At 49.8% G+C, this 24,231-nt stretch carries 19 protein-coding genes; 15 read left to right on the forward strand and 4 right to left on the reverse strand.

Annotated elements, in window-relative coordinates; translation table 11 throughout:
* Positions 1-14 precede the first annotated feature (14 nt).
* Entirely contained in the window at positions 15-1,286 is a 1,272-nt protein-coding gene (locus tag SFW65_03065; protein MDX1922094.1) for a cytochrome b N-terminal domain-containing protein, read from the reverse strand.
* 41 nt (positions 1,287-1,327) lie between these two features.
* Complete coding sequence (petA, locus tag SFW65_03070; protein MDX1922095.1) at positions 1,328-1,954, reverse strand: ubiquinol-cytochrome c reductase iron-sulfur subunit; 627 nt, start codon at positions 1,952-1,954, stop codon at positions 1,328-1,330.
* Positions 1,955-2,112: 158 nt separating this feature from the next.
* On the opposite strand from petA, the gene SFW65_03075 reads away from it, so the two are divergent.
* Complete coding sequence (locus tag SFW65_03075) at positions 2,113-3,783, forward strand: formate--tetrahydrofolate ligase (GenBank protein ID MDX1922096.1); 1,671 nt, start codon at positions 2,113-2,115, stop codon at positions 3,781-3,783.
* Positions 3,784-3,997: 214 nt separating this feature from the next.
* On the opposite strand, the gene SFW65_03080 is transcribed toward SFW65_03075, so the two are convergent.
* Together SFW65_03080 and acnA are read right to left on the reverse strand one after the other, a co-directional pair.
* Positions 3,998-4,120 carry a hypothetical protein gene (locus tag SFW65_03080; protein ID MDX1922097.1) on the reverse strand — a complete coding sequence of 41 codons (123 nt, stop codon included), beginning with the start codon at positions 4,118-4,120 and terminating at the stop codon, positions 3,998-4,000.
* Between the two features lie 106 nt (positions 4,121-4,226).
* Positions 4,227-6,920, reverse strand: coding sequence for an aconitate hydratase AcnA (acnA, locus tag SFW65_03085; protein ID MDX1922098.1), 2,694 nt, complete (start codon positions 6,918-6,920; stop codon positions 4,227-4,229).
* A gap of 238 nt (positions 6,921-7,158) precedes the next feature.
* Here acnA and SFW65_03090 point away from each other — a divergent pair, with 238 nt between their 5' ends.
* The 14 genes from SFW65_03090 (at position 7,159) to SFW65_03155 (ending at position 24,042) form a co-directional block, all read left to right on the forward strand.
* On the forward strand, positions 7,159-7,626 hold the full coding sequence (locus SFW65_03090; GenBank protein ID MDX1922099.1) for a hypothetical protein: 468 nt from the start codon (positions 7,159-7,161) through the stop codon (positions 7,624-7,626).
* Between the two features lie 195 nt (positions 7,627-7,821).
* Entirely contained in the window at positions 7,822-8,484 is a 663-nt protein-coding gene (locus SFW65_03095) for a DotI/IcmL/TraM family protein (protein MDX1922100.1), read from the forward strand.
* A 16-nt stretch (positions 8,485-8,500) separates the two neighbouring features.
* Positions 8,501-9,181 (forward strand): DotI/IcmL family type IV secretion protein, encoded by a 681-nt coding sequence (locus SFW65_03100; GenBank protein MDX1922101.1) that lies wholly within the window; start codon positions 8,501-8,503, stop codon positions 9,179-9,181.
* A 182-nt stretch (positions 9,182-9,363) separates the two neighbouring features.
* Complete coding sequence (locus tag SFW65_03105) at positions 9,364-10,770, forward strand: DotH/IcmK family type IV secretion protein (GenBank protein MDX1922102.1); 1,407 nt, start codon at positions 9,364-9,366, stop codon at positions 10,768-10,770.
* Between the two features lie 2 nt (positions 10,771-10,772).
* The gene (locus SFW65_03110) at positions 10,773-12,152 is read left to right on the forward strand and encodes a DotG/IcmE/VirB10 family protein (GenBank protein ID MDX1922103.1); all 1,380 of its coding nucleotides are present in this window, start codon (positions 10,773-10,775) and stop codon (positions 12,150-12,152) included.
* Between the two features lie 45 nt (positions 12,153-12,197).
* Complete coding sequence (locus SFW65_03115) at positions 12,198-13,532, forward strand: hypothetical protein (GenBank protein MDX1922104.1); 1,335 nt, start codon at positions 12,198-12,200, stop codon at positions 13,530-13,532.
* A 223-nt stretch (positions 13,533-13,755) separates the two neighbouring features.
* The gene (locus tag SFW65_03120; protein MDX1922105.1) at positions 13,756-14,739 is read left to right on the forward strand and encodes a hypothetical protein; all 984 of its coding nucleotides are present in this window, start codon (positions 13,756-13,758) and stop codon (positions 14,737-14,739) included.
* A gap of 187 nt (positions 14,740-14,926) precedes the next feature.
* Complete coding sequence (locus tag SFW65_03125; protein ID MDX1922106.1) at positions 14,927-15,313, forward strand: hypothetical protein; 387 nt, start codon at positions 14,927-14,929, stop codon at positions 15,311-15,313.
* A gap of 39 nt (positions 15,314-15,352) precedes the next feature.
* On the forward strand, positions 15,353-15,775 hold the full coding sequence (locus SFW65_03130; GenBank protein ID MDX1922107.1) for a hypothetical protein: 423 nt from the start codon (positions 15,353-15,355) through the stop codon (positions 15,773-15,775).
* A gap of 20 nt (positions 15,776-15,795) precedes the next feature.
* Positions 15,796-16,527, forward strand: coding sequence for a hypothetical protein (locus tag SFW65_03135; GenBank protein MDX1922108.1), 732 nt, complete (start codon positions 15,796-15,798; stop codon positions 16,525-16,527).
* Positions 16,528-16,689: 162 nt separating this feature from the next.
* Entirely contained in the window at positions 16,690-19,785 is a 3,096-nt protein-coding gene (locus SFW65_03140; protein MDX1922109.1) for a type IV secretion protein IcmB, read from the forward strand.
* Positions 19,786-19,831: 46 nt separating this feature from the next.
* Positions 19,832-21,052, forward strand: a complete 1,221-nt coding sequence (locus tag SFW65_03145; GenBank protein MDX1922110.1) for a hypothetical protein — start codon at positions 19,832-19,834, stop codon at positions 21,050-21,052.
* 8 nt (positions 21,053-21,060) lie between these two features.
* Entirely contained in the window at positions 21,061-21,549 is a 489-nt protein-coding gene (locus SFW65_03150) for a hypothetical protein (GenBank protein MDX1922111.1), read from the forward strand.
* Between the two features lie 27 nt (positions 21,550-21,576).
* Entirely contained in the window at positions 21,577-24,042 is a 2,466-nt protein-coding gene (locus SFW65_03155) for a type IV secretion system DNA-binding domain-containing protein (GenBank protein MDX1922112.1), read from the forward strand.
* Positions 24,043-24,231 lie beyond the last annotated feature (189 nt).

Genomic DNA, 24,231 nt, shown 5'->3' on the forward strand with positions numbered 1-24,231 from the left:
ACAAACTCCAAATCTTATTTCTTATCAGCGAGAATAGCTTCGTGGATGCTGGGTGGCAGCGGCAGAGGCTTTTCAATTTTGTTCAGCACTGGCAGCACGATGAGATAATGCGCAAAGTAAAGGAATGTGCAAATCTGGCTGGTAATCGTGTAGATGCCTTCAGGCGGCTTTGCGCCCATGAAGCCCAGCGTGATGCATACCGCCATGTGCAACCAGAAGAACTTCTGATACAACGGACGGAAACGCGCCGAACGTACAGGAGATGTATCCAGCCAAGGGAGGATGAACATCATTGCGATGGAGCCAAACATCAGCAACACGCCGCCAAGCTTGGAGGAGATAATGATGATGTCGGTGAATGGTACAACGATGTCGATGGTGAAGGAGCGTAAAATCGCATAGAAGGGCAAGAAGTACCATTCAGGCACGATGTGCGCAGGCGTGACCATCGGGTTAGCCGGGGTGTAGTTATCAGGATGGCCCATATAGTTTGGTGCATAGAATACAAACGCTGCATACACAATCAGGAATACGCACACGCCGAACAGATCCTTGACAGTATAATAAGGGCTGAAGGGAACGGTATCCTTGTCTGATTTTGGTTCGATGCCCAGCGGGTTGTTCGAGCCCGATACGTGCAAAGCCGCAATGTGCAAGAACACAACGCCAAGGATAACGAACGGCATCAGGAAGTGCAGCGCAAAGAAGCGGGTAAGAGTTGGATTATCAACCGAGAAACCACCCCACAGCCATGTCACGATCGTGTCGCCAATAAGCGGGATAGCACTAAATAAATTGGTGATAACGGTTGCGCCCCAGAAGCTCATTTGACCCCAAGGAAGCACATAGCCCATGAATGCGGTGGCCATCATCAGCAACAGAATGAGCACGCCCAAAATCCACAATAATTCGCGTGGCTGTTTATATGATCCGTAATACAGGCCACGGAAGATGTGAATATAAACGGCAATAAAGAACATGGATGCGCCGTTCATGTGGATGTAACGCACAAGCCATCCGTAATCCACATCGCGCATGATGCGTTCAACTACATTGAATGAAAGTTTAGTATCAGCGGTGTAGTGCATCGCCAGCACAAGGCCAGATGCAATCATTACCATCAGCATGACCATAGCAATCGCGCCAAAGTTCCACAGATAGTTGAAGTTGCGTGGAGTTGGAAACACTCCATACTCTTTTTGCATCATAGTGAAGATGGGTAGGCGCTTATCAATCCAGTTGATAACGGGGTTGCCAAAATCGGTGGGGGTGGTGTTACCGGCCATAGAAGAAATCCTTGTAGTATAGTGAAGACTTAACCGCGTTCTTAGCCAATGCGAATGCGGTTTTCGGAAAGGAAGGTGTAGGTGGGAACAGCAAGATTATGCGGTGCCGGGCCTTTGCGGATGCGGCCTGCACTATCATAGTGCGAACCATGGCATGGACAGAACCAACCATCGAAATCGCCGTGCATATCGGTTGATTTCTGACCCATCGGCACGCAGCCCAAATGGGTGCACACACCAACCATCACCAGCCATTGCGGCATTTCTTTACCGCCAAAGGTGGACTGCTTTACACGGTCAGCATCTTTTTGTTTGTCACGCAGGTTATTGAATGTTGCGGCATCGCTATCAACCTTGCGGGCAAGTTCGATATCTTGCGCGGTGCGGCGGCGGATGAACACAGGCTTGCCACGCCACATGACGGTGACGGCCTGGCCTTCCTGAATATGCGATAAATCGATTTCGGTGGTGGAAAGCGCCAGCGTATCTTTTGCAGGGCCTAAGGTTGCAACAAACGGCCATGCAACGACACCCGTTCCAACGGCTGCCATCGATGCGGCTGAAATGAAGATAAAATCCCGTTTGCTTTCATCGTGGCACTCTTCTTGGCCATTCTTCTGCGGTGCATCATGGCTGCATTGCGCACCATGTGAATGTGGGTTACCCATAACTCTTTAACTCCAACAAAGCTTAAATTATTGATGCGGATTATTAGCATGCAACATGCAATAATTCCAAGCGACTCACGCTCCTTATCAGTAAATAAAGCATTTTTTGCACCTTATGTCGCTGATATGAAACAGCCGGCCCAACGAAAGACTAAAAAATGGCTTCCACCATCGACCTTGAGATTGCCCAGAAAACCCCGCTTGCGCCCATTGAAGCAATTGCCGCCAAATTAGGCATACCCGAGGGTGTATTGTTCCGCTACGGGCATACCAAAGCTAAAATCGATCTTGCTTGGCTTAAAAAACTCCCGCCGCGCAAAAATCCCAAACTGGTGCTTGTTACCGCGATTAATCCAACGGCAGCCGGTGAAGGAAAGACAACCACCACGATTGGTCTTGGCGATGCGCTGACTTTAATCGGCAAAAAAACCGTGATTGCGCTTCGTGAACCTTCACTTGGCCCATGCTTTGGCATGAAGGGCGGCGCAACGGGTGGCGGTTATGCACAAGTTGGCCCGATGGAAGATATCAATTTACATTTCACCGGTGATTTTCATGCGATTACTTCGGCGCATAATCTGCTTGCCGCACTGCTTGATAATCATATGTATTGGGGTAATGCCTTGAACGTGGATACGCGCAAAATAAACCTCAAACGCGCGATGGATATGAATGACCGTGCCCTTCGTCAAACCGTGGTGGGCCTCGGAAATAACGGTATTCCACGCGAAGACGGATTTGATATCACCGTTGCATCCGAAGTGATGGCGATTTTTTGCTTGGCCAAAGATGCCGATGATTTAAAAGCGCGCCTTGATAAAATGGTCATTGCGCAAAAGCAAGGCGGCGGCGTCATTACCGCAGCAGATGTAAAAGCAACCGGCGCTATGGCTGCACTGCTTAAAGATGCCCTTAATCCCAATCTGGTGCAGAGCCTGGAAGGAACACCGGCGCTTATTCATGGCGGACCATTTGCGAATATTGCGCATGGGTGCAATTCGGTGATCGCGACCAATGCCGCACTTAAGCTCGGTGATTATGTTGTGACCGAAGCCGGATTTGGCGCGGATTTGGGCGCTGAAAAATTCCTTGATATCAAATGCAGACAATCGGGTTTGAAACCCGATGCTTGCGTGGTGGTTGCAACCATCCGCGCGCTGAAACTTCATGGCGGCGTTTTGAAGACCGATTTAAACCGCGAAGATACGGATGCAGTAAAGCGTGGCCTTACCAATTTGCAACGCCATGTGGAGAACATGAAAAAATATGGTCTGCCGGTGGTGGTTGCCATTAATCACTTTACATCTGATACACCAGCAGAAAGCAAAGTGGTGGAAGATGCGTGTAAGGCGATGGGTGTTCCGGTGCATTTATGCACGCATTGGGGCGAGGGCGGAAAAGGCGCAAAGGGCTTGGCAGAAACCGTTGTAAAACTGGCCGAAAGCGGTACAAGCCAGTTCAAACCGATTTACGATGACAGCCTGTCATTAAAGGACAAAGTCAAATCCATCGCGCAAACAATCTACCGCGCGAAGGATGTGGCGATTGATGCAAAAGCCGCCAAAAAACTGGAACAGTTTGAAAGGGATGGCTATGGCAAACTTTCAGTCTGCATCGCTAAAACACAATATAGTTTTTCAAGTGATCCGGCACTGATGGGCGCGCCGGAAGGTTTCACATTCCCCATTCGTGATGTGCGGTTAAGCGCAGGCGCAGGATTTGTAGTGGCATTGGCGGGTGATATTATGACGATGCCGGGTTTGCCGCGTGAACCTGCCGCTGAAAAAATCGGCGTTGGCGCAGACGGAAAGATTTTTGGATTATTTTAATATCTTGGATTAATTCGTTCTGAAACTAATTCTGCGCTATTCACGGCTACGGCTCATTATTAACATGGGCGTATGAACACACGGACACAGTCTATTTTAGCGAATGGAATATGCGAAACATACGGTGCAATAACCGTTCATGTCGCCGCACATGTGTTGTCGCCAATTGCGATGTTTGCAGCTGCCAAAGTTTTGGGTGTTCCTACAACTACAGCTACAGAATTTGCAGTGTCAGCATTTTTTGCAAGCGGGCCTGCGCTTGTGGCGGGTCGGATGGTAATGAAGCCAGCGGCGAGATATCTAGCGGCATCACATCTTTCAAAAGTAGAGGCAGCATACAACATGCGTCTTGCACAGCTTGCAAGCTATGCTGCCGTTTTCTTGCCAGCAACCCCGTGTATCAGGACTGCTTTAACAACGGTTACATCTTCTTTGTCCTAAGATTACGCCGCCATCATGCCGCGTAATACATACGGCAGAATACCGCCATTGGCATAGTATTCGATTTCATCGGCTGTATCAATACGGCACAGCAGCGGAACTTGACGGTCTGGCGTACCAGCTTTTGAAATCGTCAGGAATAATTCCATGCGCGGCTTCAATCCCTTTTCGATGCCGATGATGGATAAATCTTCCGAACCATCCAGTTTCAAATCGGCACGTGTCATACCGTTTTTGAATTCAAGCGGCAATACGCCCATGCCTACCAGATTGCTTCTGTGAATACGCTCGAAGCTTTCGGCAATAACAGCACGTACACCGAGTAATTTCGTACCCTTTGCGGCCCAGTCGCGGCTGGAACCGGTTCCGTATTCCTTACCGGCGATGATCATCAATGGAACATTGGCGGCGATGTAACGCATGGCGGCATCATAGATCGACATGGTTTCACCTGTTGGCAGATATTTGGTAATGCCACCTTCAGTGCCCGGCAATAATTCATTCTTGATGCGGATATTCGCGAAGGTGCCACGCATCATGATTTCGTGATTGCCACGGCGTGCGCCATAGGAATTGAAATCTTCCTTGGTCACTTTGTGTTCAACGAGATATGCGCCAGCAGGGCTTTTCGCGCTGATATCTCCTGCTGGTGAAATATGGTCGGTGGTGATGCTGTCTGCAAAAACCGCAAGTGGCTTTGCGCGCAAAATATCCTTCACCTTGGTTGGCTGTTTTTGCATGCCTTCGAACAAGGGTGGATGTTTCACATACGTTGAAACAGGATCCCATTGATAGGTTAAACCGGTTGCGGTCTTTACCTTCTGCCATTCCTCTGGTCCTTTGAACACATCGGCGTAGCGGTCTCGGAACATTTTGGGTGTCAGGCATTTTTCAACGGTCGCTGCAACTTCTTGGTTGCTTGGCCAGATGTCTTTCAAGAATACGGGCTTGCCATCGCGGCCAGTACCGATCGGGTCTTTTTCAAAATCGATGGTCACGGTTCCGGTCAATGCATACACAACGCAAAGTGGCGGTGATGCCAGATAGTTCGCTTTGGTTTGCGGGTTCACGCGGCCTTCGAAATTGCGATTACCGGAAAGCACGGCTGCAACTGCCAAGTTACCTTTGGTAATCGCAGCAGAAACAGCTTCAGGCAATGGGCCGGAATTACCAATGCAGGTCGTGCACCCATAGCCCACCAGATTGAAACCAAGCATATCCAGCGGCATATCAAGCCCAGCAGCTTTCAAATAATCGGTCACCACCTGGCTGCCAGGGGCAAGCGATGTTTTCACCCATGGCTTAACGGTCAGCCCTTTTTCAACCGCTTTTTTCGCAACCAAACCTGCTGCGACCATCACGCTGGGGTTGGAAGTGTTGGTGCAAGAAGTGATGGCGGCGATTACAACGTCACCATGCGTGACTGTATAATCGGTGCCTTCAACTGGTGTTTTGGTATGACGTGCATCGCCTTCGATCTTGTATTTCTTAAGATCTTCTTCGAATGCCGATGCAACCTTTGACAATGCAACGCGGTCTTGTGGCAAACGCGGGCCAGCAAGCGATGGTTCAACTGTTGATAAATCAAGTTCCAGCGTATCGGTGAATACGGGGTCTGGTGAACTTGCATCGCGCCACATGCCTTGTTCCTTGGCATAGGCTTCCACCAACGCAACGCGGTCAGCATCACGGCAGGTGAAGTTCAAATAGCGAATGGTTTCAGCATCTATCGGGAAGATGCCGCAGGTTGCGCCATATTCCGGTGCCATGTTGGCAATAGTTGCGCGGTCAGCAAGTGGAAGTGTATCCAAACCAGAGCCATAGAATTCCACGAATTTATTTACCACGCCTTTTTTGCGCAGCATGTTGGTAACGGTGAGCACCAAATCGGTCGCGGTGCAACCTTCCTTCAATTTACCTTTTAATTTGAAACCGATGACTTCAGGAATAAGCATCGATGTGGGTTGACCGAGCATGCATGCTTCAGCTTCAATACCGCCAACGCCCCAACCCAAAACCGCCATGCCATTCACCATGGTCGTGTGGCTGTCTGTTCCAACAAGTGTATCGGGATACGCAATTTGTTTTCCGGTTTGGTCTTTATCGGTCCACACCACTTGGGCAAGATATTCCACGTTTACCTGATGGCAGATACCGGTGCCGGGTGGTACGACGCGGAAATTTTCAAATGCCTGTTGGCCCCAACGAAGGAATGAATAACGCTCGCCATTGCGTTCGAATTCTTTGGCGACGTTATATGCGAATGCATTCTTATCACCGAATTTATCCACCATCACCGAATGGTCGATAACCAGATCAACCGCACATAGTGGGTTTACGGATTCAACATTACCGCCAAAACTTTTCACCGCTTCGCGCATCGCGGCTAAATCAACCACGGCTGGAACGCCGGTGAAATCCTGCATCAGCACACGGGCAGGACGGTATGCAATTTCGCGGTCGCTTTTTTTGGTCTTGAGCCATTCAGCAATCGCTTTGATGTCATCGACATTTACCGTTGTGCCGTTTTCAAAACGCAGCAAATTTTCCAAAAGAATTTTCAGCGAATAAGGAAGGCCAGCAATGCTGCCGATTTTTTGCTCAGCTGCTTTAAGACTATAGTAGTCATAGGATTTGCCATTAGCGGTCAGGGTACGGCGTGTGCCAAGCGTGTCATTTCCGGTGCGAAGAGCCATGGGGGAGCAGCCTTTTCTTGAGATGGGCAGGAGGGAATTTAAGATCTCACGTATAAAGGAGCGATATTAAGGGAAGGTGAACGCCTCTCATATCCTCATGAAATTGCTGGTATTCATTCCGTTTGCGGTACTGGCCATTATCATTCCGGCATTTGTGAAACCTTTTTAGGAATCTATTGCAGTTTTAGTTTCAATGGCCTATATCAGTATCGCAACTGATTAGAAGGTCTTTATTTGCATGGCCGCTGCTGGCGATCCAGAAGATAACAATAGTGACGGTGGTTTCCGTAACACCCAGCCAACTATGACTCTATCCTGGACAGAGCAGGATGAAATATTGACCAATCTCTGGTCAAAGGGCGAAAAGCCAGAATCAATTGCTGTTACCCTCAATCGCTCTGTTGCTGCTGTTATGACCAGAGCCGCGCGCCTGGGCCTGCAACGTCGTTTCGCACCCGGACGCAAGCCAAAGAAAACAGGGGATGCAGAATCCGGTCTTGCCAATTTACGCAATGCGGCGCGTCTTTCTGCGCAGCTGCAAACCACACCTGCACAGCTTTCACACCGCATTTGCCTGATGTGTTTGAGCCGTTTCCAATCCCAAGGCCGCCACAATCGCATTTGCGGTAATTGCAAAGGCTCACCTGAGTATCGTTCCGCAGCCGGACTGCCGGATGTTGATGTATCATCGGGCGGCGGCGTTTAATTAAGGCAATCATGTAATTAAGGCACCCAAGGGTCCTTAAGTTTTCTTAAACCATGCATCGTTAATTTTACTTGTGTACTGCGCGCTGGATGATTCCAACCATTTGGCGCTTCACTCGCTCTGCGTTTTCCATTTAAGAAATGGGCGCGCAACCGCTCGTGATGGCAGAAGTCGTATCTTAGGGCCGCTGGTAACATGAATAAACAAGATGCCGTTCAAACCGTTTTAATCCGTAACAGCTTTTACCGCGACGGGTACCGCTCGCTGCTTAAAGTGGCGCTCGTGCAGGGCGGTGTGATCATCGCGTTAATTGCCGCGATTGTGTATCTGGTTTTATCCAGCGACGTGAAGCATGTGTTCTTTGCAACCAACGTCGATGGCCGCATCATGCCGATTGAACCGATTGCCGAACCCTACTTCCAAGATGATCAGGTGATTACATGGGTGGCTAAAACGGCGCGTGAAGTTATGCAGATGGATTATCTGAATTACCGCACGAGTTTGGATAAAGCGAATAGCAAATTCACGCAGGCAGGGCGTATCGACTTCCACGCTGCGCTAAAAGATTCACGCCTTATCGAAGCGATTGAAAAGAACAAACTGGTTGTGCAGTTAAAGGTCGAAGGCGCGCCGCAAATTCTCAAAAAAGCGATGACGAAAGAAGGCGCCTATGTGTGGTTCCTTGCGATGCCCATCAGCATTGTCTATGACGGCCAGGATCCGCCACAGCCATTCCGCGGTAAGCTCCAAGTTCGTGTTGACCGCATGGATTTCCTAGAAAATCCCGATGGTATTGCATTTGGACAGTGGGTAGTGGGCGAAGAAAATATTCTGAGCCGCGTACAAAAAAGTCCGTAATCAGTTCTGAAAACGCATGGCACAAAAACGCCCCACCACTGCGATTAAACCCGAACAGGTTTATAAGGTTGTCTTTCATCCTTCGGAACCTGCGCCCGTTGGTTCATCGGCGCAGTTCCGTTTTGCGCGTGGCCTAGTCACGATTTTATCCTATGTGATTGCCTTGCTCGTCTTTTGCACGTTTATGGTCTATTTCATGTTTGCCGATACGTATTTTTATCATTTCACTGTGCTTGATCGCGAACGTATCCCCGAACGGCTCGCGACGATGAAGGCGCTCGATACCCCAAACCTGACACGTACCGGAATTACCAACATGGCGATGAATGTCGCAACCGAAGTATTGACCTTCGGGTTTAACAATGCCGATGAGCGGTTGCTCAAATCGCGCCGTTTATTTACCGAAGAAGCGTGGCTGCGTTTCGCAAAAGCATATTTGAAGGAAGGCCGTCTTGATAAAATCAAGCTCAACCAGCAGGTGCTGACCAACGTCGCGGTTGAAAATGCCGTGATTATTGAAGAGGGCCCGAATGCGATCGGCGAACAACAATGGGTTGTTCAGGTTCCAACCATTACCACCTATCAGGCAGGTAAGCGGATTGTGCCTGTACGCAGCGTTCTGCAAATCACCTTCATTAAGGCATCGACCCTTGAACACCCCGAAGGGGTTGCCATTGATGGTTGGCAACAAATCTAACACAGCGATTCTCCAGAACCGCAGCTGATGCCGACGCAAATCGGCCATCTTTACTTCTCGTTAACATTCCACTCTCTACTCTCGTGATGGTTGATTCTTTCATGTCATAGGGGCAGGAAAAATAGAATCTGACGTGGGTTGGAGCATTGACGGGAGTCTTGAAGAAGATTCTAGTAAAAAAGATGACGATTCGTGCGCTTAAATCATTGTTCGGTAAACCATTACGGTCTTCAACCGTGTGCGGTAGAACATTGCTTGCTGGACTTTTCGTTGCCGGTCTATGCACAGGTATTTCCACAGCTTATGCACAGACCATTTTACCCGCCGCGCTTGCTTCGCCGCTAACTCTTCCTGAACCTGTTTCGGCATTACCACCCGCGCATACACTTGCATCTGCTTCGCCATCAACTGCGGCGTTACCTGCGCCATCGACAATGTCACCCATGGAAGCGAATCTCGCGCCGCCACCCATGGATACGCCAGCACTTGCAATGCCGATTGCATCGGAAAGCGCAGCGCCGCTTCCAACATCATCAAGCACTACAACGACGACGACCATGGATGCGCCAGCCGTGCCGCTGACCATTTCAACAGACACATCAGCCCCTACCACCACAACCACTGCGCCAACAACAACGTCCACTACCACGGCACCAGAACCTGAAGCGCTGGGAAGAAAAGCAAATGTAGATCGGCCCGGTTCTAACATGATGCCGCTTGACCCGCCGCCATTGCCGCAGGAAAGCCGTTTGGATACAGCCATTCGTAATGAAGCAGAGCGTTCATTTTACGACGCTAAAAAGCAAAGATACCAAACAACCTTTGAACGCGCTTACGAAGGGCTTGTTCCGCTCGGTCCCAATGAAGTGCGCGACACCATGAGCCGTTACGAGCGCACGCAGCGCGCATCGGTTCCACCATCTTCCGGTCAGCCGCGTGGCCAAGTGCGGATTAAAACTTTATCGCTGGAACCCGGTTCGGAACCACCGACCATCAATATTTCGTCAGGATATGTGACCACCATTACCATTCTTGATGCGACCGGCGAGCCATGGCCCATTCTTGATTTAGGTATTGGCGGAAATTTTGAAGTAAGCAAAACTGGTGGCGGCAATCATGTGATCCGCGTAATGCCGCTGACACGTTTTGGTTATGGCAATCTTTCAGTATTGTTACAGGATTTATCGACACCGATTATTTTCAAGCTGGCTTCTGGCGGCGCGACGGTAGATTACCGTTTTGATGCGCGTGTTCCGCGGTTGGGCCCCAATGCCAAGCTTTCACTGATTGACAAGAAAAACAGGTTGCAAGCGGGCTCCGCCGAAATTATGGGATTCCTTGATAACGCGCCGCCGCCAGAAGCAAAGCGTGTGCGTATCAATGGCGCAGACAGTCGCACCATGGCATGGACGGTGAACAGCCGCATGTTTGTACGCACCCCGTTGACCATGTTATCGCCCGCTTGGGATTCAAGTGTGTCATCTGCGGATGGTACAACGGTTTATGAATTGACCGAGACGCCCGTTCTAATCATGTCGGATAATGGTGTGCTGGTGCGCGCGCGCGTGGCACCCAAGGAAGAAGAGTAATCATGACCAACGCACCTGATGATTTTGATCAAGATTTTTCAGAAGCAACAGTGCAACGTGCGCCTGCCGCCAAACCCAGCATGGCGAATAATCTTGCCGCTGCATGGCAGGGTAGCCCGCTTTTTAAAATGTTTGTGCTGGTTGTAATTGTCGGCGCGCTTGCTGCTGCGGCGATTGCTATTTTCTCCGGCAATGAAAAAGATATTCCTGGCACTTCCGTGCGTTCTGCGCCGGGGTTAACCGAAGCACCAGGTGCAAAAGCGCCGCCGGCTTATGTTGACGCAGTGAATGACGCATCTGTCAAACGCGCTGAAGAGGCATTACAACAGGGCAAGAGCGCTATTCCAACACCGGTATCAGGCGATGAAACCAAGGCGGGGCTTGGCGATCAAGGCGATGAATCGCAATATGACCCACTTGCTGAATTCCGACCCAACACTCCGCAAGATGCAGCGCCCGCAACCCAGCAAGACCAGACACCTGTTGAAACGGTGGACAGCGAATTGCTGAGCAAGATGCAATCGCAGATGACGAATTTGTTTGATAGCTGGCGCCCTGCGGGAATTAAAACTATTCAGATTCAAGAAGCATCGGCACATCAGACAACACCAGTTACTGGCACAACAACACCGAATGCAAAAGTTATCGTTGCATCAGGCAGCATTTATTATGGCGAATTATTGATGGAAGCAAATTCCGATGCGCCAGGCCCGATTGTTGCGCAAATTCTTTCCGGCCCGTTTGCAGGTGGCCGCGCGATTGGCGCGTTTCAAGTGACTCGCGAATATCTCATCATCCGTTTCACCAAAATCAGCTATAAGAAAAAAGATTATGCGGCTGATATTCTGGCGGTTGATCCCAACACGACTTTGGGCGCACTGGTCACCGAAAAAGATAACAGGTATTTCACGCGCGTTCTTTTACCAGCTGCGGCAGCATTCCTTGAAGGATTTGGGCAGGCGTTGGGCTCACCATCAAACAGCATCGTCAGCAATAACGGGCAAACCGTTGTGTTGCAACAATCCAAGCAAGGCGTTGAAGATGGTCTCTACCGCGGTTTGGCCCAAGGCGCAACGACGGTTGGCGGCTTCTTTCGGGATGAGGCTGCTGCAACCAAACCGCTTATCCGGGTTGCTGTTGGAACGCCTATGGGATTGTTTTTTGTGAACGCGGTAACGGATGGCAATCAAAATGGCCGCGCTTCGGCAAATGTGATTGAAACACCCATCCAGACTCAGCAACAACAGCAACCTGCGCCCAGCTTCTCCTCGTCGGGTGCCTTAATTAACAACAATACTATCCCTAATACTGGATTAACCACGGTTCCTGCTTCATCCCTTGCGAACAGTGGCGTCAACATTATACAATCCGCTCCCCAGTAGTCCCATCATTCAGTAACCGATATTCAGGCTCTAAGAGGCAGTTCTATGGATAAAGACGACCCATTTCGTCATGGCGCAAACCCCGGAAGCAATCAGGGCAACGAAAATGATTTCGACGATGATGCGCGTTACGATGATGCGGTAACACCTTCCGTGCGCGAAGAAGAATACGCAGCCGGACAGGAAGAATGGGATCAGCCGATTGACGAGCTCGCTGAAGATGACCAGCAATTGGAAGCCGAGCCAGCGCCCAAGCGCGATCCCTTTGCCGATGAAGGCCCGCTTGAAGATGAATATGTGGAACACGAGCACCATGCCGGTGATCATGATGATGGCGATCAACATCACGAAGAAGGCCACGAGCAGGAACATGATTTAGAGCACGACCCCGACGTCGATGGCCCGCAACAAGCAGCGCCAAGCAAAGCATCACCTTTGGCCGGCATGAAAGCGCCAGAAGGTTTGATGAAGCAGTTGCCGTTAATTGGCGGTGGTATCGCTGCATTGGTTATTGCATTTTTTGGATACCAGCAATTCTTTGGTGGCGAGCAAGCAGCTACAACACCGTCCCTTGAAAATCAGAATACGTGGGATTTGCAACCGGGGCATTCATCAACGCAGCATGCATCAAATGAATTCCAACAGCCTGCGCCGCAACCAACACCAGCGCCGCAACCTGATGCAACAAATACCCAGCCCTCACAACCAACGACTATGATTACGCCGGTAGCAACGCCCGTGGTTGATCCGGCGCCGCAGCAGCAAGCACCATTACCAGTTGCGGCTGCACCAAACCCGCTCGAAGGCCGTATTGCAGAATTAACCGCGCAGCTTGAGCAGATGAAGCAGACCCAAGATCAGCTTAATCAAAAACTTGCAGCAGCAACCGCAACGCCGCCATCCATGGATGAAAATTCCAAGGCCGCAACGCAGGCATTGAATGACCGTATTGCGCAGTTAGAACAAAAACTGGCAGCGCAACCTGCGCCTGCGCCAGTTTCGCAAACCGTAGATGCACCAACCAAATCATCAACCAAAGCAACCCGCATGGTTGATCAAGACCAGCCAGCATCAACACCGCGCAAGAGTAAGCGCGGTAGTACCGATTTTATGGCAGTAAAGAAGAGCAAAGCTGCCAAGAAGCGCCGCGCTGAACCCGCGGATGATGGCTTTGAACCTGTTGCCAGCCGTTCTTCGTTCCAAGGATGGATTTTGCGTTCCGCACAGCCAGGTTCTGCATGGCTTTCACAAGGACCTTATAGCAGCGATCTTCGCCGCGTAGTGCCAGGTGATAAGGTACAGGGACTTGGAACGGTTACATCTATCCACCAAATCGCAGGTCGATGGGTGGTTGAAGGTACGCAAGGCGCCGTCCGTTAAGCGACATTTGCATTACAGATAATAAATGTAAGACATGGTTAATGATTTTTAACCATATGAGCTTTATTGGGATTCTTTGCCTTTGAAATCAAAGAAAGAAAGTAATTTTTTATATACTTTTAATGAATCCTTGGAATACTCGAATGATGGGGAAAAGCCTTTTTATGTCATCCGATCGTTTGGGATGCTGTCCATCCGGTTGGGTCGCTTTAGGAACTTGCGCATGAAACATGCCAAAAAACACAACCTGTTTGCCTCACTGTTTAACGGTTTAGATTTGCCGCGCATCTTGCTTGCCGCGCTAGCAGTTTTCTTATATCCGAGTTTTGGTTTTGCAGCTCCCGTTTCTAGTGATTCAACCGTCGGAACCATGTTCTGCAACGTGTTGAAAAACTCCGGTTCTTTCCCGCCGCTTTTTTCAGGCATAGCTTACATCACTGGCGCATGGATTGTAGTGCGCGGTCTGTTCGATATGATGAAGCGCAGCTCTGATCCCAACAATAAACCATTTAAGGATGGTATTCTTGGCGTGATGATGGGCGGTATGGTGGCAGCGCTGCCGAACCTTATCAACTGGCTACATAAAACACTTCTGCGCGATACGGTAAAAGGCGAAGGTATTCATTGCACTAGCGCTGCATCAGTTGGCACATCAAGCGCGGTACCGCTTGATGAAATGCTCTATAATTTCGTTCAAAATATTACACCAGGCATCATTGCGCTTATCAGCGGCATGGCGGTTATCTTTGGTATCGTGATGATTTTCTATAACATGGTGAAGCTGTCAAAATTCGGTACCGATGCAAAAACCAGTACGCTGACACCAATTATCGGCAGTTTGATTATCGGCGCGCTTCTGGTTGCGGTTGGTCAAACCATGGATATCAGCTTGACCACTTTGTTCGGCAACAACACCACCATGTCGACACTTACAAAATATCAAAGCTTGGCTTATGTGCCCGGTGGCAGCTTTGATATGACACGCTTTAACAGAGCGTTGGATGCTGTTTTCACATTCCTTCGAATCGTCGGCAGCCTTGCATTTGTGCGCGGATTCTTCGTGATGAAAAATGCTCTGGAAGGACAAGGGCAGGCAACCAAGGGTCAGGCCTATACACATATTATTGGCGGTGCCTTACTCGTGAACATGCCTGGCTTCATCCAGTACATTGAACAGTCAGTCGGTTTCAAGGTGATCAACCCATAACACCCAAGCCCGTAAAAAGGATGGTTAACAAAGGGTAAATAGCTAAACCTTTATATAATTTTTAATAATTGCTTTGTTATTATTACTTACATCCAAAGGCGAATATTTTTGATACACTCACAAGTGTTCATCAACAAAAGATGTGAGTATTAGTTTTGGGGAAGCAAGAATGAAGTCTGGTAGCGTAATGAATACAGCAGTTAAGAGCGCAATGATCGCGGGTATTCTTGCAGCAGCATGGCCTGAAATGGGGCATGCACAGAATTTTCAGGCAACGTCCGCGGCGTTGGTCGATGCCTTAAAAGATATGCCGGTGATTATTTCGGGCATCTCTTACATGTTTGGCGGTTTGCTGGTTTTGGGCGGCGCAAACAAATTAAAGATGCATGCGGAAAATCCGCAGCAGACCCCGATGTCTCATGGCCTTGTGCGTATTGGCGTGGGCGGGATGATTGCAGGTCTGCCACCGTTTATGGGTTGGGTGAATAATTCATTGTCGATCGGCGGTGGAACTATGAAGTTCAAGAAGCTTGATAGAATTTCTGACCTAATTACTTTCAGTGGTGTGTGCTAGAATTAACTAAGAAGTTTAACAGCGAAGGAGAGGGAAAATATGAAACGTGAATTGTTTGAAAATGTACTTAAGACCGGTCTCGTTGCAGCGGTAATTGCAGTTGCTTTTCCAGACGCGTCAATGGCGCAAGCACTTCAAAACTCTGTAACTGAAGTTAAAGCCGGTATTGCAAACATGCCGATGCTTGTATCAGGCTTCGCATATATTGCAGGCGGTGCTGCGATGTTAAGCGGCGCCGGTATGCTCAAGAAACATGCTGATAACCCTCAGCAAAACCCACTTGCACCAGGGGTAACCCGTATGGCGCTTGGCGGTGTGGTTGCAGCGATGCCATCATTCCTTAGCTACGTAAACGGTACGCTGAAGAGCAACACCGAAGGCCCATTGCAGTACAAAGGACTTCAAACCGTTGGTGAATTGAAGATGAATTTGATGCATCAGATTACCAGCCTGTTCTCATAAGACTGGATTTGATGAACTAAATGTCTCTCCTCCCGATTACGCTGGGCGTCAAGCGCAACCTTGATGCCCAGCAATCCGGAGCAGCCGGTAAACCAAAACGTCGCAAGCCCCTTTCGAAGTCCGAATTCTCCAAAATCGTCCAACACACCTTCGAAAAAGATTCCTTCACCTGCTGCTATTGCGGATTCAAAGCTAAACAGTTTCAAAAGGCGATACCCAAAGATTGGGCGGTAAATGACCCGCGCGATTCTGAAATGGTCACCGCATGTATTTTTTGTGAACAATGCTTCAACCTTGAAAGTGTGGGGCCCATGGCTTCCGGCACACTTATTTGGCTTCCCGAAATCAGTCAGGCCACCTTGCACCACATTATGCGCGCAGTTTATGCATCCCGAGCGCAGATGGATATTGCGCCCGAAAACATTCGTAATTGCGCAGATAGGACGTTTGAAGTCCTGTTTAACCGCCGTGGGGAGGCCAAACGCCGCATCGGTACCGATGACCCGATGGTTCTGGCTGCTGCCTTATTGGAAAACGTCAGTGAAGAAACGTTTCGAAAGCGCGAAGAAAAATTCAACGGGATTCGCCTTATGCCGCTCGATAAGCGCATGATTCCAAGCGCTTCAGGCAAAGATAATGACCAATTCCCCCGCATAATCGAATATTGGGTTTCCAGCGAAGGCCCGTTGGGGAATATGCCTCCGGCTACGTGGGAAGCCATGCAGCTGGGCATCACCAAAGCGGCTAGCTAGGCAGCTATACCTAAGTTGCTTTTGGCTGCTTTGTTCATTTTCAGTTAAGGCTTTGTCTTTACTCTAGATTCTGGCTCTCACTAATCTATCTCAAAAGGGCCGGGCAGGGGGCAAATAACCACCCGCTTTCTGTTCACACCACCCCTAATTCTGATGTAGCACATGCTGGGTTTACTCGATGAATTTTTTGCCGGAATTTTGCTGCTGTTCAAGCAGCCGGTGGAATCGTTCATCAACCTTGAAACAGCGGATGATGAAACCACGTTAGTATCCAACGATGGATCATTGCTGACCTATCTCAAAATCAGCGGCGCGCGCCAGATGATTGGCGGCGAAGAATATAACTGGATTATCGATCAAGCGACGTTGAAACTGGGCGCACGTTTTGACCGCCCCGGTCAGGCGATGCAGTTTTATTTCTACCGCGATCCTGATCGTATTGGACGCACGCTTCACAAAATGATGACGCCGAACCGCATGTCTGCGGGCGCAATCGGTATTGATTTGGATGACTTGCTCAAAGAACGCCAACGCAATCTTTCGAATTATCTCGCTTTGGAAGAAATGTATTTGGTGCTTTGGACGCGGCCATCAGGGCTTACGCCCAACGAATACAAGCGCGCGCAGGAAACCCGCAAAGACCAGAAATGGCACGCTGCAAAAAATGCGCAAATGCCCTTTGCAGCGTTGGAACCGTTGCGTTTGAAGCATAAAGCGTTTGTTTCAAATATTTCTGAATCACTCTTTGAACTTGGCATCGTTTCCAACGTGATGGAAGTGCATGACGCATTACGCGCGGTGCGTGCCAGCATTTATCCAAACCTTGATAACGACAAATGGAAAGCCTGCTTGCCGGGTGACCCGATTGCGCCGCGTCGCCCGCGTTACAAACGTGACTGGTCCGATTTGTTATGGCCGCCGATTTCACAGCAGCTTTGCCCCATGGATGCCGAGGTGCTTGGCCCCAGCACGGTACGCGTAGGTGACTTGGCATGGGCCGCGACTGACATGTCACTTGGACCATCGGATGCGTCGCCATTCCCGCAATTGCTGAACCGTTTGATTGAAGCGAATATGCCATTCCGCATTTCCTTCATGATTGAATCAGGCGGCGCAACGGGCGAAAATTTCCGTAAGCTTGCGGCATCCCTCCTTGCATTCTCGAACGGTATTAATCGCCAGATTAAAGAAACGCTGAACGAGCTGATTGCGCTTTCGCAAAGCGACCCTGTTGTGAAGCTGCGCATTTCCTATGCGACTTATGCGCCTGCGGGTGATAAAAAACTGATTGAAACGCGGCTTGCCAATTTGATGCAGGCGGCGGAATCATGGGGCTATTGTCAGGTTGCAAATATTTGCGGTGATCCATTGGAAGCCGTGATGTCATCGGTGCTTGGTATTTCATGTTCGGCAACCGCGCCCCCCGGTGTTGCGCCGCTACGTGAAGTTGTAAAGATGCTGCCATGGCAGCGTTCATGTTCGCCGTTTAACGATGGCGCGGTGATTCTGCGCTCGCCCGATGGTCGTATCTGGCCCTACCAGATGGGTACAGCGCTGACGACCACATGGTTCGATTTGATTTTCGCGCAACCGGGTTCAGGTAAATCGGTTTTGATGAACGCGAAGAATCTCGGCTGCTGTTTATCAGCGGGTATGAGCAAATTGCCGTTCATCGCCATTCTGGATATCGGTCCGTCATCATCGGGTTTGATTTCGCTGCTTAAAGACGCATTGCCTGCGGACAGGCGGCAGGAAGTTTTGCATTTCAAATTGTTGATGACACCCGAATACGCGGTGAACCCGTTTGATACGCAATTGGGTTGCCGGTATGCATTACCCGATGAACGTGCATATTTATGCGAACTGCTTACGCTTATTTGTACACCGCCCGGACAAGACACGCCGTATGATGGTATGACGCAGTTGGTCGGATTCTGCGTGGATGAAATGTACCGTTGGCGCGATGACGCGGAAGCAAACGCCGAAGCGCGCCCTTATCTTGAACTCATCGAACCACGCGTGGATGATGCGATCAAGAAAATGAATTTGGTTCTGCCACCTGAACCGTATTGGTGGGAAGTTGTGGATGCGCTTTATGATGCTGGCGCAAAACACGAAGCGATGCTCGCGCAGCGCCATGCTGTTCCCACACTGGTGGACGCAGTTACGGCTGCGCGCCGCCCGCAAATTCGCGCGTTTTTGGATGAAACAGCCATTGGTCCTTCCGCAGAAGGTGTTATTCACGCATTCGAACGCATGATTGCATCGGCTATTCGCGAATTCCCAATTCTTGCTGGCGTAACACGCTTTGATACGGGTACAGCCCGCGTAGCATCGGTGGATTTGCAGGAAGTTTCACCGCAAGGTGATGCGTCAGCTGACCGTCAGACCGCGATTATGTATATGCTTGCGCGCCATACGCTTATTCGTTCGTGGTGGCTCAACCCCGATAGTTTGCGTAACGTCAGTGCGCGTTATCGTCCGCACCATGACGAGCGTTTGAAAGAAATCCGCGAAATTCCAAAGCGTCTTTGCTATGACGAATTTCATCGTACGGCGAACAGCTTCGCTGTTCGCGCGCAGCTTATCCGCGACGTTCGCGAAGGCCGTAAATGGGGTGTGCAAATTGTGCTGGCATCCCAATTGCTGAACGACTTCACTGCCGACATGATTGACTTGGCAACCGGTATTTGGGTGTGTGGTTCGACCGCATCGGAGCGTGCGATTGCTGATTTGGGAGAAAAATTCTCGCTTTCTGAAACGGCGCGCTGGGTTGTGCGTTATCGTTTGACGGGCCCGAAGCCCAGCGGTTCGCCGGTGCTATTGATTCTTTCAACAACCGAAGGTCGTTATGAGCAACATCTTGTAAACACCCTTGGCCCGATTGAATTATGGGCACTGTCAACGTCAGCCGAAGACGTGGTTATTCGTACCAAGCTGTATGAGAAAGTGGGCGCGGTAAAAGCTCGCCGCCTGCTTGCCACATTGTTCCCCGGAGGTACCGCACGCCATGAAATCCGCCGCCGTGTTGTTATCCGTACCGAGCGCGGGGAGTTAACAACCAATGCGCAACAAGCTGTTATGCAGGAAATGGTTGATGAATTGGCAGCTTACGTAACCCGGGAAGTGCTGGACGGCGTGCTGGAGGTTGAAAAACGCGCCGCTGCTGAAAAGGCCAAGGAAGCCGAAGCAAATAAAGTTACTAAAAAACGTGATTTTTCTGGTTCAAGTTCACGTGCATCCGGAACGCCGCGTTGACATAATGTATGCTATGCTGATTCGCTAATAGGACACGAGAAGGTTTATGGCACAACAACCCAAAGCAGATGACGTAGAAATCACCATGGTGCTGATTGTCGCCATGGGTTTTCTGTTCATGTGGGGCATGTGGTCTTACGCCAAACAACCGATTGTGGAAGTCATTCGCTGGGTAAAATGGGGCGAGGTTTGTATCTTTCAACTCATAGATCCCAAACTGGCGCGTGACCGCGAATTGCTGGAAAATCTGAAAAACGATCAAGCGCTTATCCGCCAGATGAGCGATGAAATGGATTTGCAGAAAAAGAAGTACACGGTTGAAGGCTGGATTGCTAACAAGTTACTGGCGCCAGAAGTTTTGTGGGATATTTCGAACCGTGTCGGTGTTTACACCCGCGTTCCAATCATCATGGGTCTGATGGCAGGCGCGTTCTTTTATATGTTCTTCTCGTTCCGAACAAAATATAAAACAGCTTATGATTTGGAAGGTCTTATACGTATTCAATCCAAGCAATGGCCGGTGATTTCGCCGATTGTAGATTTCAGCCCTACCGATGCGAATGCACGCAAGCCCGGAGAGCCGGTGCCTGCGGATTTACCGTTGTTTGCTGAAGCGCTATCTCCTGAAGAATGGATCGCGCATCAACGTATTCCGATTGTCAATAAAATTCCGGATAAAGATGCGTTACGCCGCGCCTATTTAGCGCAGCTGGGTCCGCGCTGGACAGGAATAAGCTGTTTGACGCCAGCGCAGCGCTGCCTGATGGCGTGCTTTGCATTAAAGGGCGCGCAAAAGCGACGCGATAGTGATAATTTGCTGGGCCGCGTTGCGCAGCACTGGAATCATAAAACAGATTTTACGCCCACGCTCGAATTGATGGCGGAAGTGGATAAGGTGCTTGCTGACCCGAAAGTGGGCGGTGAAGCGATGAAAGTTGCAAACCGTTTTGCCTATCGCACGACAGCGCTCATTGGTGTTTTGAAATGGGCACGTGAACGTGGCGGCGTGTTGGCGCCTGCAACATTCTTATGGCTGCGCGCACATGACCGATCGCTCTGGTATCCGCTCAACAATTTTGGTCGCCGCGCCTATCATGCAGAAGCTGCTGGCGCAATGGCGCATTTCATGGCTGAAAAGATTGCCGGAAAGCCATTGCCGATTCCACGACTTGAAACCGCCATTTTGACCATTACCCAGTATTGGGGGATTAATAATCCGGTGGTTCCCGATCTTGATGAAAACCGCAAAAAAATATCGAAAACATAGGATAAGCAATGACCAAGAAGCATAAAGAGCATCATTTTGTAGTCGTCAGCGATGATGTGCTCGTCGCTGATTTGAGCCTTTCAAAAACAGCGGGCGTTGTGCGTTTAAAGCTTGCCGATCTTACCTTTGCGCATTTCCATGTACGCAGTGATGGTGACGGAGCAAAACTTGGGTTTACCACGGGCCGCGAGGATTTTGTAGTGCTTGGCAACTTTGCCGATAAAGCAGATGCGGATCATTTATTAAAAGAAATCCGCCATGAAATGCTCAAGATTGAATTGCTGCACCGGATCTTCAGTATGCGCACATTCCTGATTGCAATGTCGGTAATCATCACGTTGGTATTCCTGATGTGGTTTTATGGAAAAGCGACCCAGCAAAATCTTCCCGAGCTTAACGAGCCGTTAGCGCTTGAAGATATGCATGATCCATTGCCGACGCGCATGGAGCCAGGCCGCCCAATCGATGCAGACAATAAATTGAATCCACCCGACTAGTTTTTGAAAGCGAACGAAACGTAACCCATGGCAGTTATTCCTGTAAAGTACCGAGTGCACAGGTCGCGGCGTTACCGCGATGCGCGCCCGACGGGTGAGCGCATTGCCGAGTCCATGGGCAATACAAATACCATTAGCTATGTGTATTTCTCCATGGCGATGGCTTTGATTATTCTGCCGATGGTTGGTTTGCATTTCGCGCTGGCCATCTGCGATGTTATTGCCATTCTGGCTTGGCTGTATGCCCGCTGGTTTAATGCACAGAAATTCACACTCCCGCTAAAGATGCCAGCCTATTCGGAGCGCAAAGATCCCAAAAATCCTATTCCGGGTACAGACGGTGTTGCAGGTAAGTCGGATGGTATTTTATTCCTTGGCAATGAACGCGACCCCAAAACGGGTAAGGAATTATGGCTGACAAACAGCGATGCGCGAACCCACACCTTGTTTCTTGGTACAACGGGTACCGGTAAAACCGAAGGCTTGAAATCGCTGGTCAGCAACGCGCTCGCCTGGGGTTCCGGGTTTGTGTATGTGGATGGTAAAGCCGATACCGATTTATGGGCTGGGCTTTACGGGCTTGCGCGCCGCTTTGGCCGTGAAGATGATTTGCTAGTATTGAACTATATTACCGGAAACTCCGATGATGCATCGGTTTCCAACACCATGAATCCCTTTGCCAACGGTTCATCTTCTTTCCTTTCCAACATGATTACCAGCTTGATGCCGGATGCCGGCGGCGATAACGCGATGTGGAAAGAGCGTGCGGTGGCGCTCATGTTCGCGTTGATGCCAGCGCTTACCTTCAAGCGCGATAAGCAAGGCTTGCTGATGGATATCGGCACTGTGCGTGAATTCATCGAATTGAAGCCTATTGTAAAATTATCGCGTGATACCACCATGCCGGAACGTATTATTCGCGGCTTGCAAGGTTATCTCTCCACGTTGCCGGGTTATGTGGATGAAGCGTTTGATGATGATGGCAACGAAAAGCCGCCAAGCCCAGATGCGCCAATGTATGATTTGCAAATCGCACGTCAGCAACATGGCTATCTTTCCATGCAGTTCACACGTGCCTTCCAATCGTTGGCCGATGAATACGGTTTTATTTTCCGCGCGCAGCTGGCTGACATTGATACCATCGACGTGGTGCTTAACCGCCGCATGCTTATTGGTCTTATCCCCTCACTGGAAAAGTCAGGCGACGAAGCAGCAAACTTGGGTAAAATCATCGCTGCGTCCTTGAAAGGCATGATGGGTTCTACCCTTGGTGCATCGGTGGAAGGTTCATGGGAAGACACGATTGAAAGCAAGCAGACGCGTTCACCTTCACCTTATATGACGGTGTTCGACGAAGTCGGTTACTATACCGCGCAAGGTATGGCGGTGATGGCTGCGCAGGCCCGTTCACTTGGCTTCGCACTCGTCTTTGCAGCGCAGGATATTCCCGCGATGGAAAAACGCGTGAAGCAGGAAGCCCACTCTATTCTCGGTAACTGCAACTTGAAAATTTTCGGTAAGCTTGAAGACCCGATCGAAACCAAAAAATTCTTCGATGACCATGTGGGTACGGTTTGGCTTTATGAATCCACCGGTTTCAATGCGCCAACCAATTTGATGTCATCGTTCTTCGTTAATAATCCATACATCGATAATCGCCAAACGGGTACCTTGCAGGAACGCAAACGTACCAACTATGACTGGCTTCGCGAAATGCGCGAAGGTCAGGTGATTATGATGTTCCATGACTTTATTGTGTCAGCGCAGCTATTCCATGCTGAACCTAAAAAAGTTCGCGCCATGCGCGTGCATCGTTTGCTTCCTGTACCCGGTTTTACAACCAGTACGCAGGCCAAGGAACGTATGGTAACAGATTTATCACGCAAGTTGGATGACCCCGAATGGATTGCTGCGAAGGCGATGTCGCCTGCGCAAGTGCAGCCGGAAATCAAAGCGCTTAGCGTAGGGTATGAAGAAGCGCAGAAATCAGGCCTTGATCCAATTAAATCTGCGATGGCTGCGCTAGCTGGTCTTTCAGAAATGGCAGAAAAAGCCAAGGAAGAAGAAAAAGCAGCAGGTGGCGGCGCAGGGCGCAGCAAGATTAATATGGATGAGCTTGATAATGTGGAAGAAGCGCAGCAACAAGCACCCCAGCAACAACAGCAAATCGTCCAGCAGAATGTACAAAGCTATGAAATGAATAGCGCCCAAGGAAATGGGAATGGAAGCGCCAAGGGTGATCAGCAACAGCGCCCAGGATTTGGCGATGACTTTGATTACCGTCCGCGCGCGACCAGCAAGCTCAAGAAAATGGGCGTCGGTCTTGAAGACATTGCAGCGATCAAAGCGAAGGATCTTGCTGATAAGAGCGAAGCAGGCGTAGCACTTAAAGACTTGCCGCCGGAAATTGCAGCACTCCTGCAAAAAGGCGCACAGAATATTTCGCAAACCTTGTTCCACGATGGTCGCGGCACCGGCGGCGATGCGGAATAATTATCTTAAAGGGGTATGCTGATGATCGGTGGATTGAATCAACATGGACCGATTGCTAAAGCAGTGGAAATGGTTCTTCCGAAAAGTTGGGGGTGCCAGCCAATAATTAAAGCACTGCTGTTGTTGCTTACTATTATCGCTATTCCAGGTGGCTGCACATTATTATTCAGTCCATAGGATCTGTGTTAA

The sequence above is a fragment of the Alphaproteobacteria bacterium genome, assembly GCA_033762625.1.
Lineage (GTDB): Bacteria > Pseudomonadota > Alphaproteobacteria > UBA9219 > RGZA01 > RGZA01.

Coding starts and splice junctions, on each gene's coding strand:
- SFW65_03065 (MDX1922094.1), bottom strand. CDS start 1,286: ATGGCCGGTAACACCACCCCCACCGATTTTGGCAACCCCGTTATCAAC.
- petA (MDX1922095.1), bottom strand. CDS start 1,954: ATGGGTAACCCACATTCACATGGTGCGCAATGCAGCCATGATGCACCG.
- SFW65_03075 (MDX1922096.1), top strand. CDS start 2,113: ATGGCTTCCACCATCGACCTTGAGATTGCCCAGAAAACCCCGCTTGCG.
- SFW65_03080 (MDX1922097.1), bottom strand. CDS start 4,120: ATGCTGCCTCTACTTTTGAAAGATGTGATGCCGCTAGATATCTCGCCG.
- acnA (MDX1922098.1), bottom strand. CDS start 6,920: ATGGCTCTTCGCACCGGAAATGACACGCTTGGCACACGCCGTACCCTG.
- SFW65_03090 (MDX1922099.1), top strand. CDS start 7,159: ATGGCCGCTGCTGGCGATCCAGAAGATAACAATAGTGACGGTGGTTTC.
- SFW65_03095 (MDX1922100.1), top strand. CDS start 7,822: ATGAATAAACAAGATGCCGTTCAAACCGTTTTAATCCGTAACAGCTTT.
- SFW65_03100 (MDX1922101.1), top strand. CDS start 8,501: ATGGCACAAAAACGCCCCACCACTGCGATTAAACCCGAACAGGTTTAT.
- SFW65_03105 (MDX1922102.1), top strand. CDS start 9,364: ATGACGATTCGTGCGCTTAAATCATTGTTCGGTAAACCATTACGGTCT.
- SFW65_03110 (MDX1922103.1), top strand. CDS start 10,773: ATGACCAACGCACCTGATGATTTTGATCAAGATTTTTCAGAAGCAACA.
- SFW65_03115 (MDX1922104.1), top strand. CDS start 12,198: ATGGATAAAGACGACCCATTTCGTCATGGCGCAAACCCCGGAAGCAAT.
- SFW65_03120 (MDX1922105.1), top strand. CDS start 13,756: ATGAAACATGCCAAAAAACACAACCTGTTTGCCTCACTGTTTAACGGT.
- SFW65_03125 (MDX1922106.1), top strand. CDS start 14,927: ATGAATACAGCAGTTAAGAGCGCAATGATCGCGGGTATTCTTGCAGCA.
- SFW65_03130 (MDX1922107.1), top strand. CDS start 15,353: ATGAAACGTGAATTGTTTGAAAATGTACTTAAGACCGGTCTCGTTGCA.
- SFW65_03135 (MDX1922108.1), top strand. CDS start 15,796: ATGTCTCTCCTCCCGATTACGCTGGGCGTCAAGCGCAACCTTGATGCC.
- SFW65_03140 (MDX1922109.1), top strand. CDS start 16,690: ATGCTGGGTTTACTCGATGAATTTTTTGCCGGAATTTTGCTGCTGTTC.
- SFW65_03145 (MDX1922110.1), top strand. CDS start 19,832: ATGGCACAACAACCCAAAGCAGATGACGTAGAAATCACCATGGTGCTG.
- SFW65_03150 (MDX1922111.1), top strand. CDS start 21,061: ATGACCAAGAAGCATAAAGAGCATCATTTTGTAGTCGTCAGCGATGAT.
- SFW65_03155 (MDX1922112.1), top strand. CDS start 21,577: ATGGCAGTTATTCCTGTAAAGTACCGAGTGCACAGGTCGCGGCGTTAC.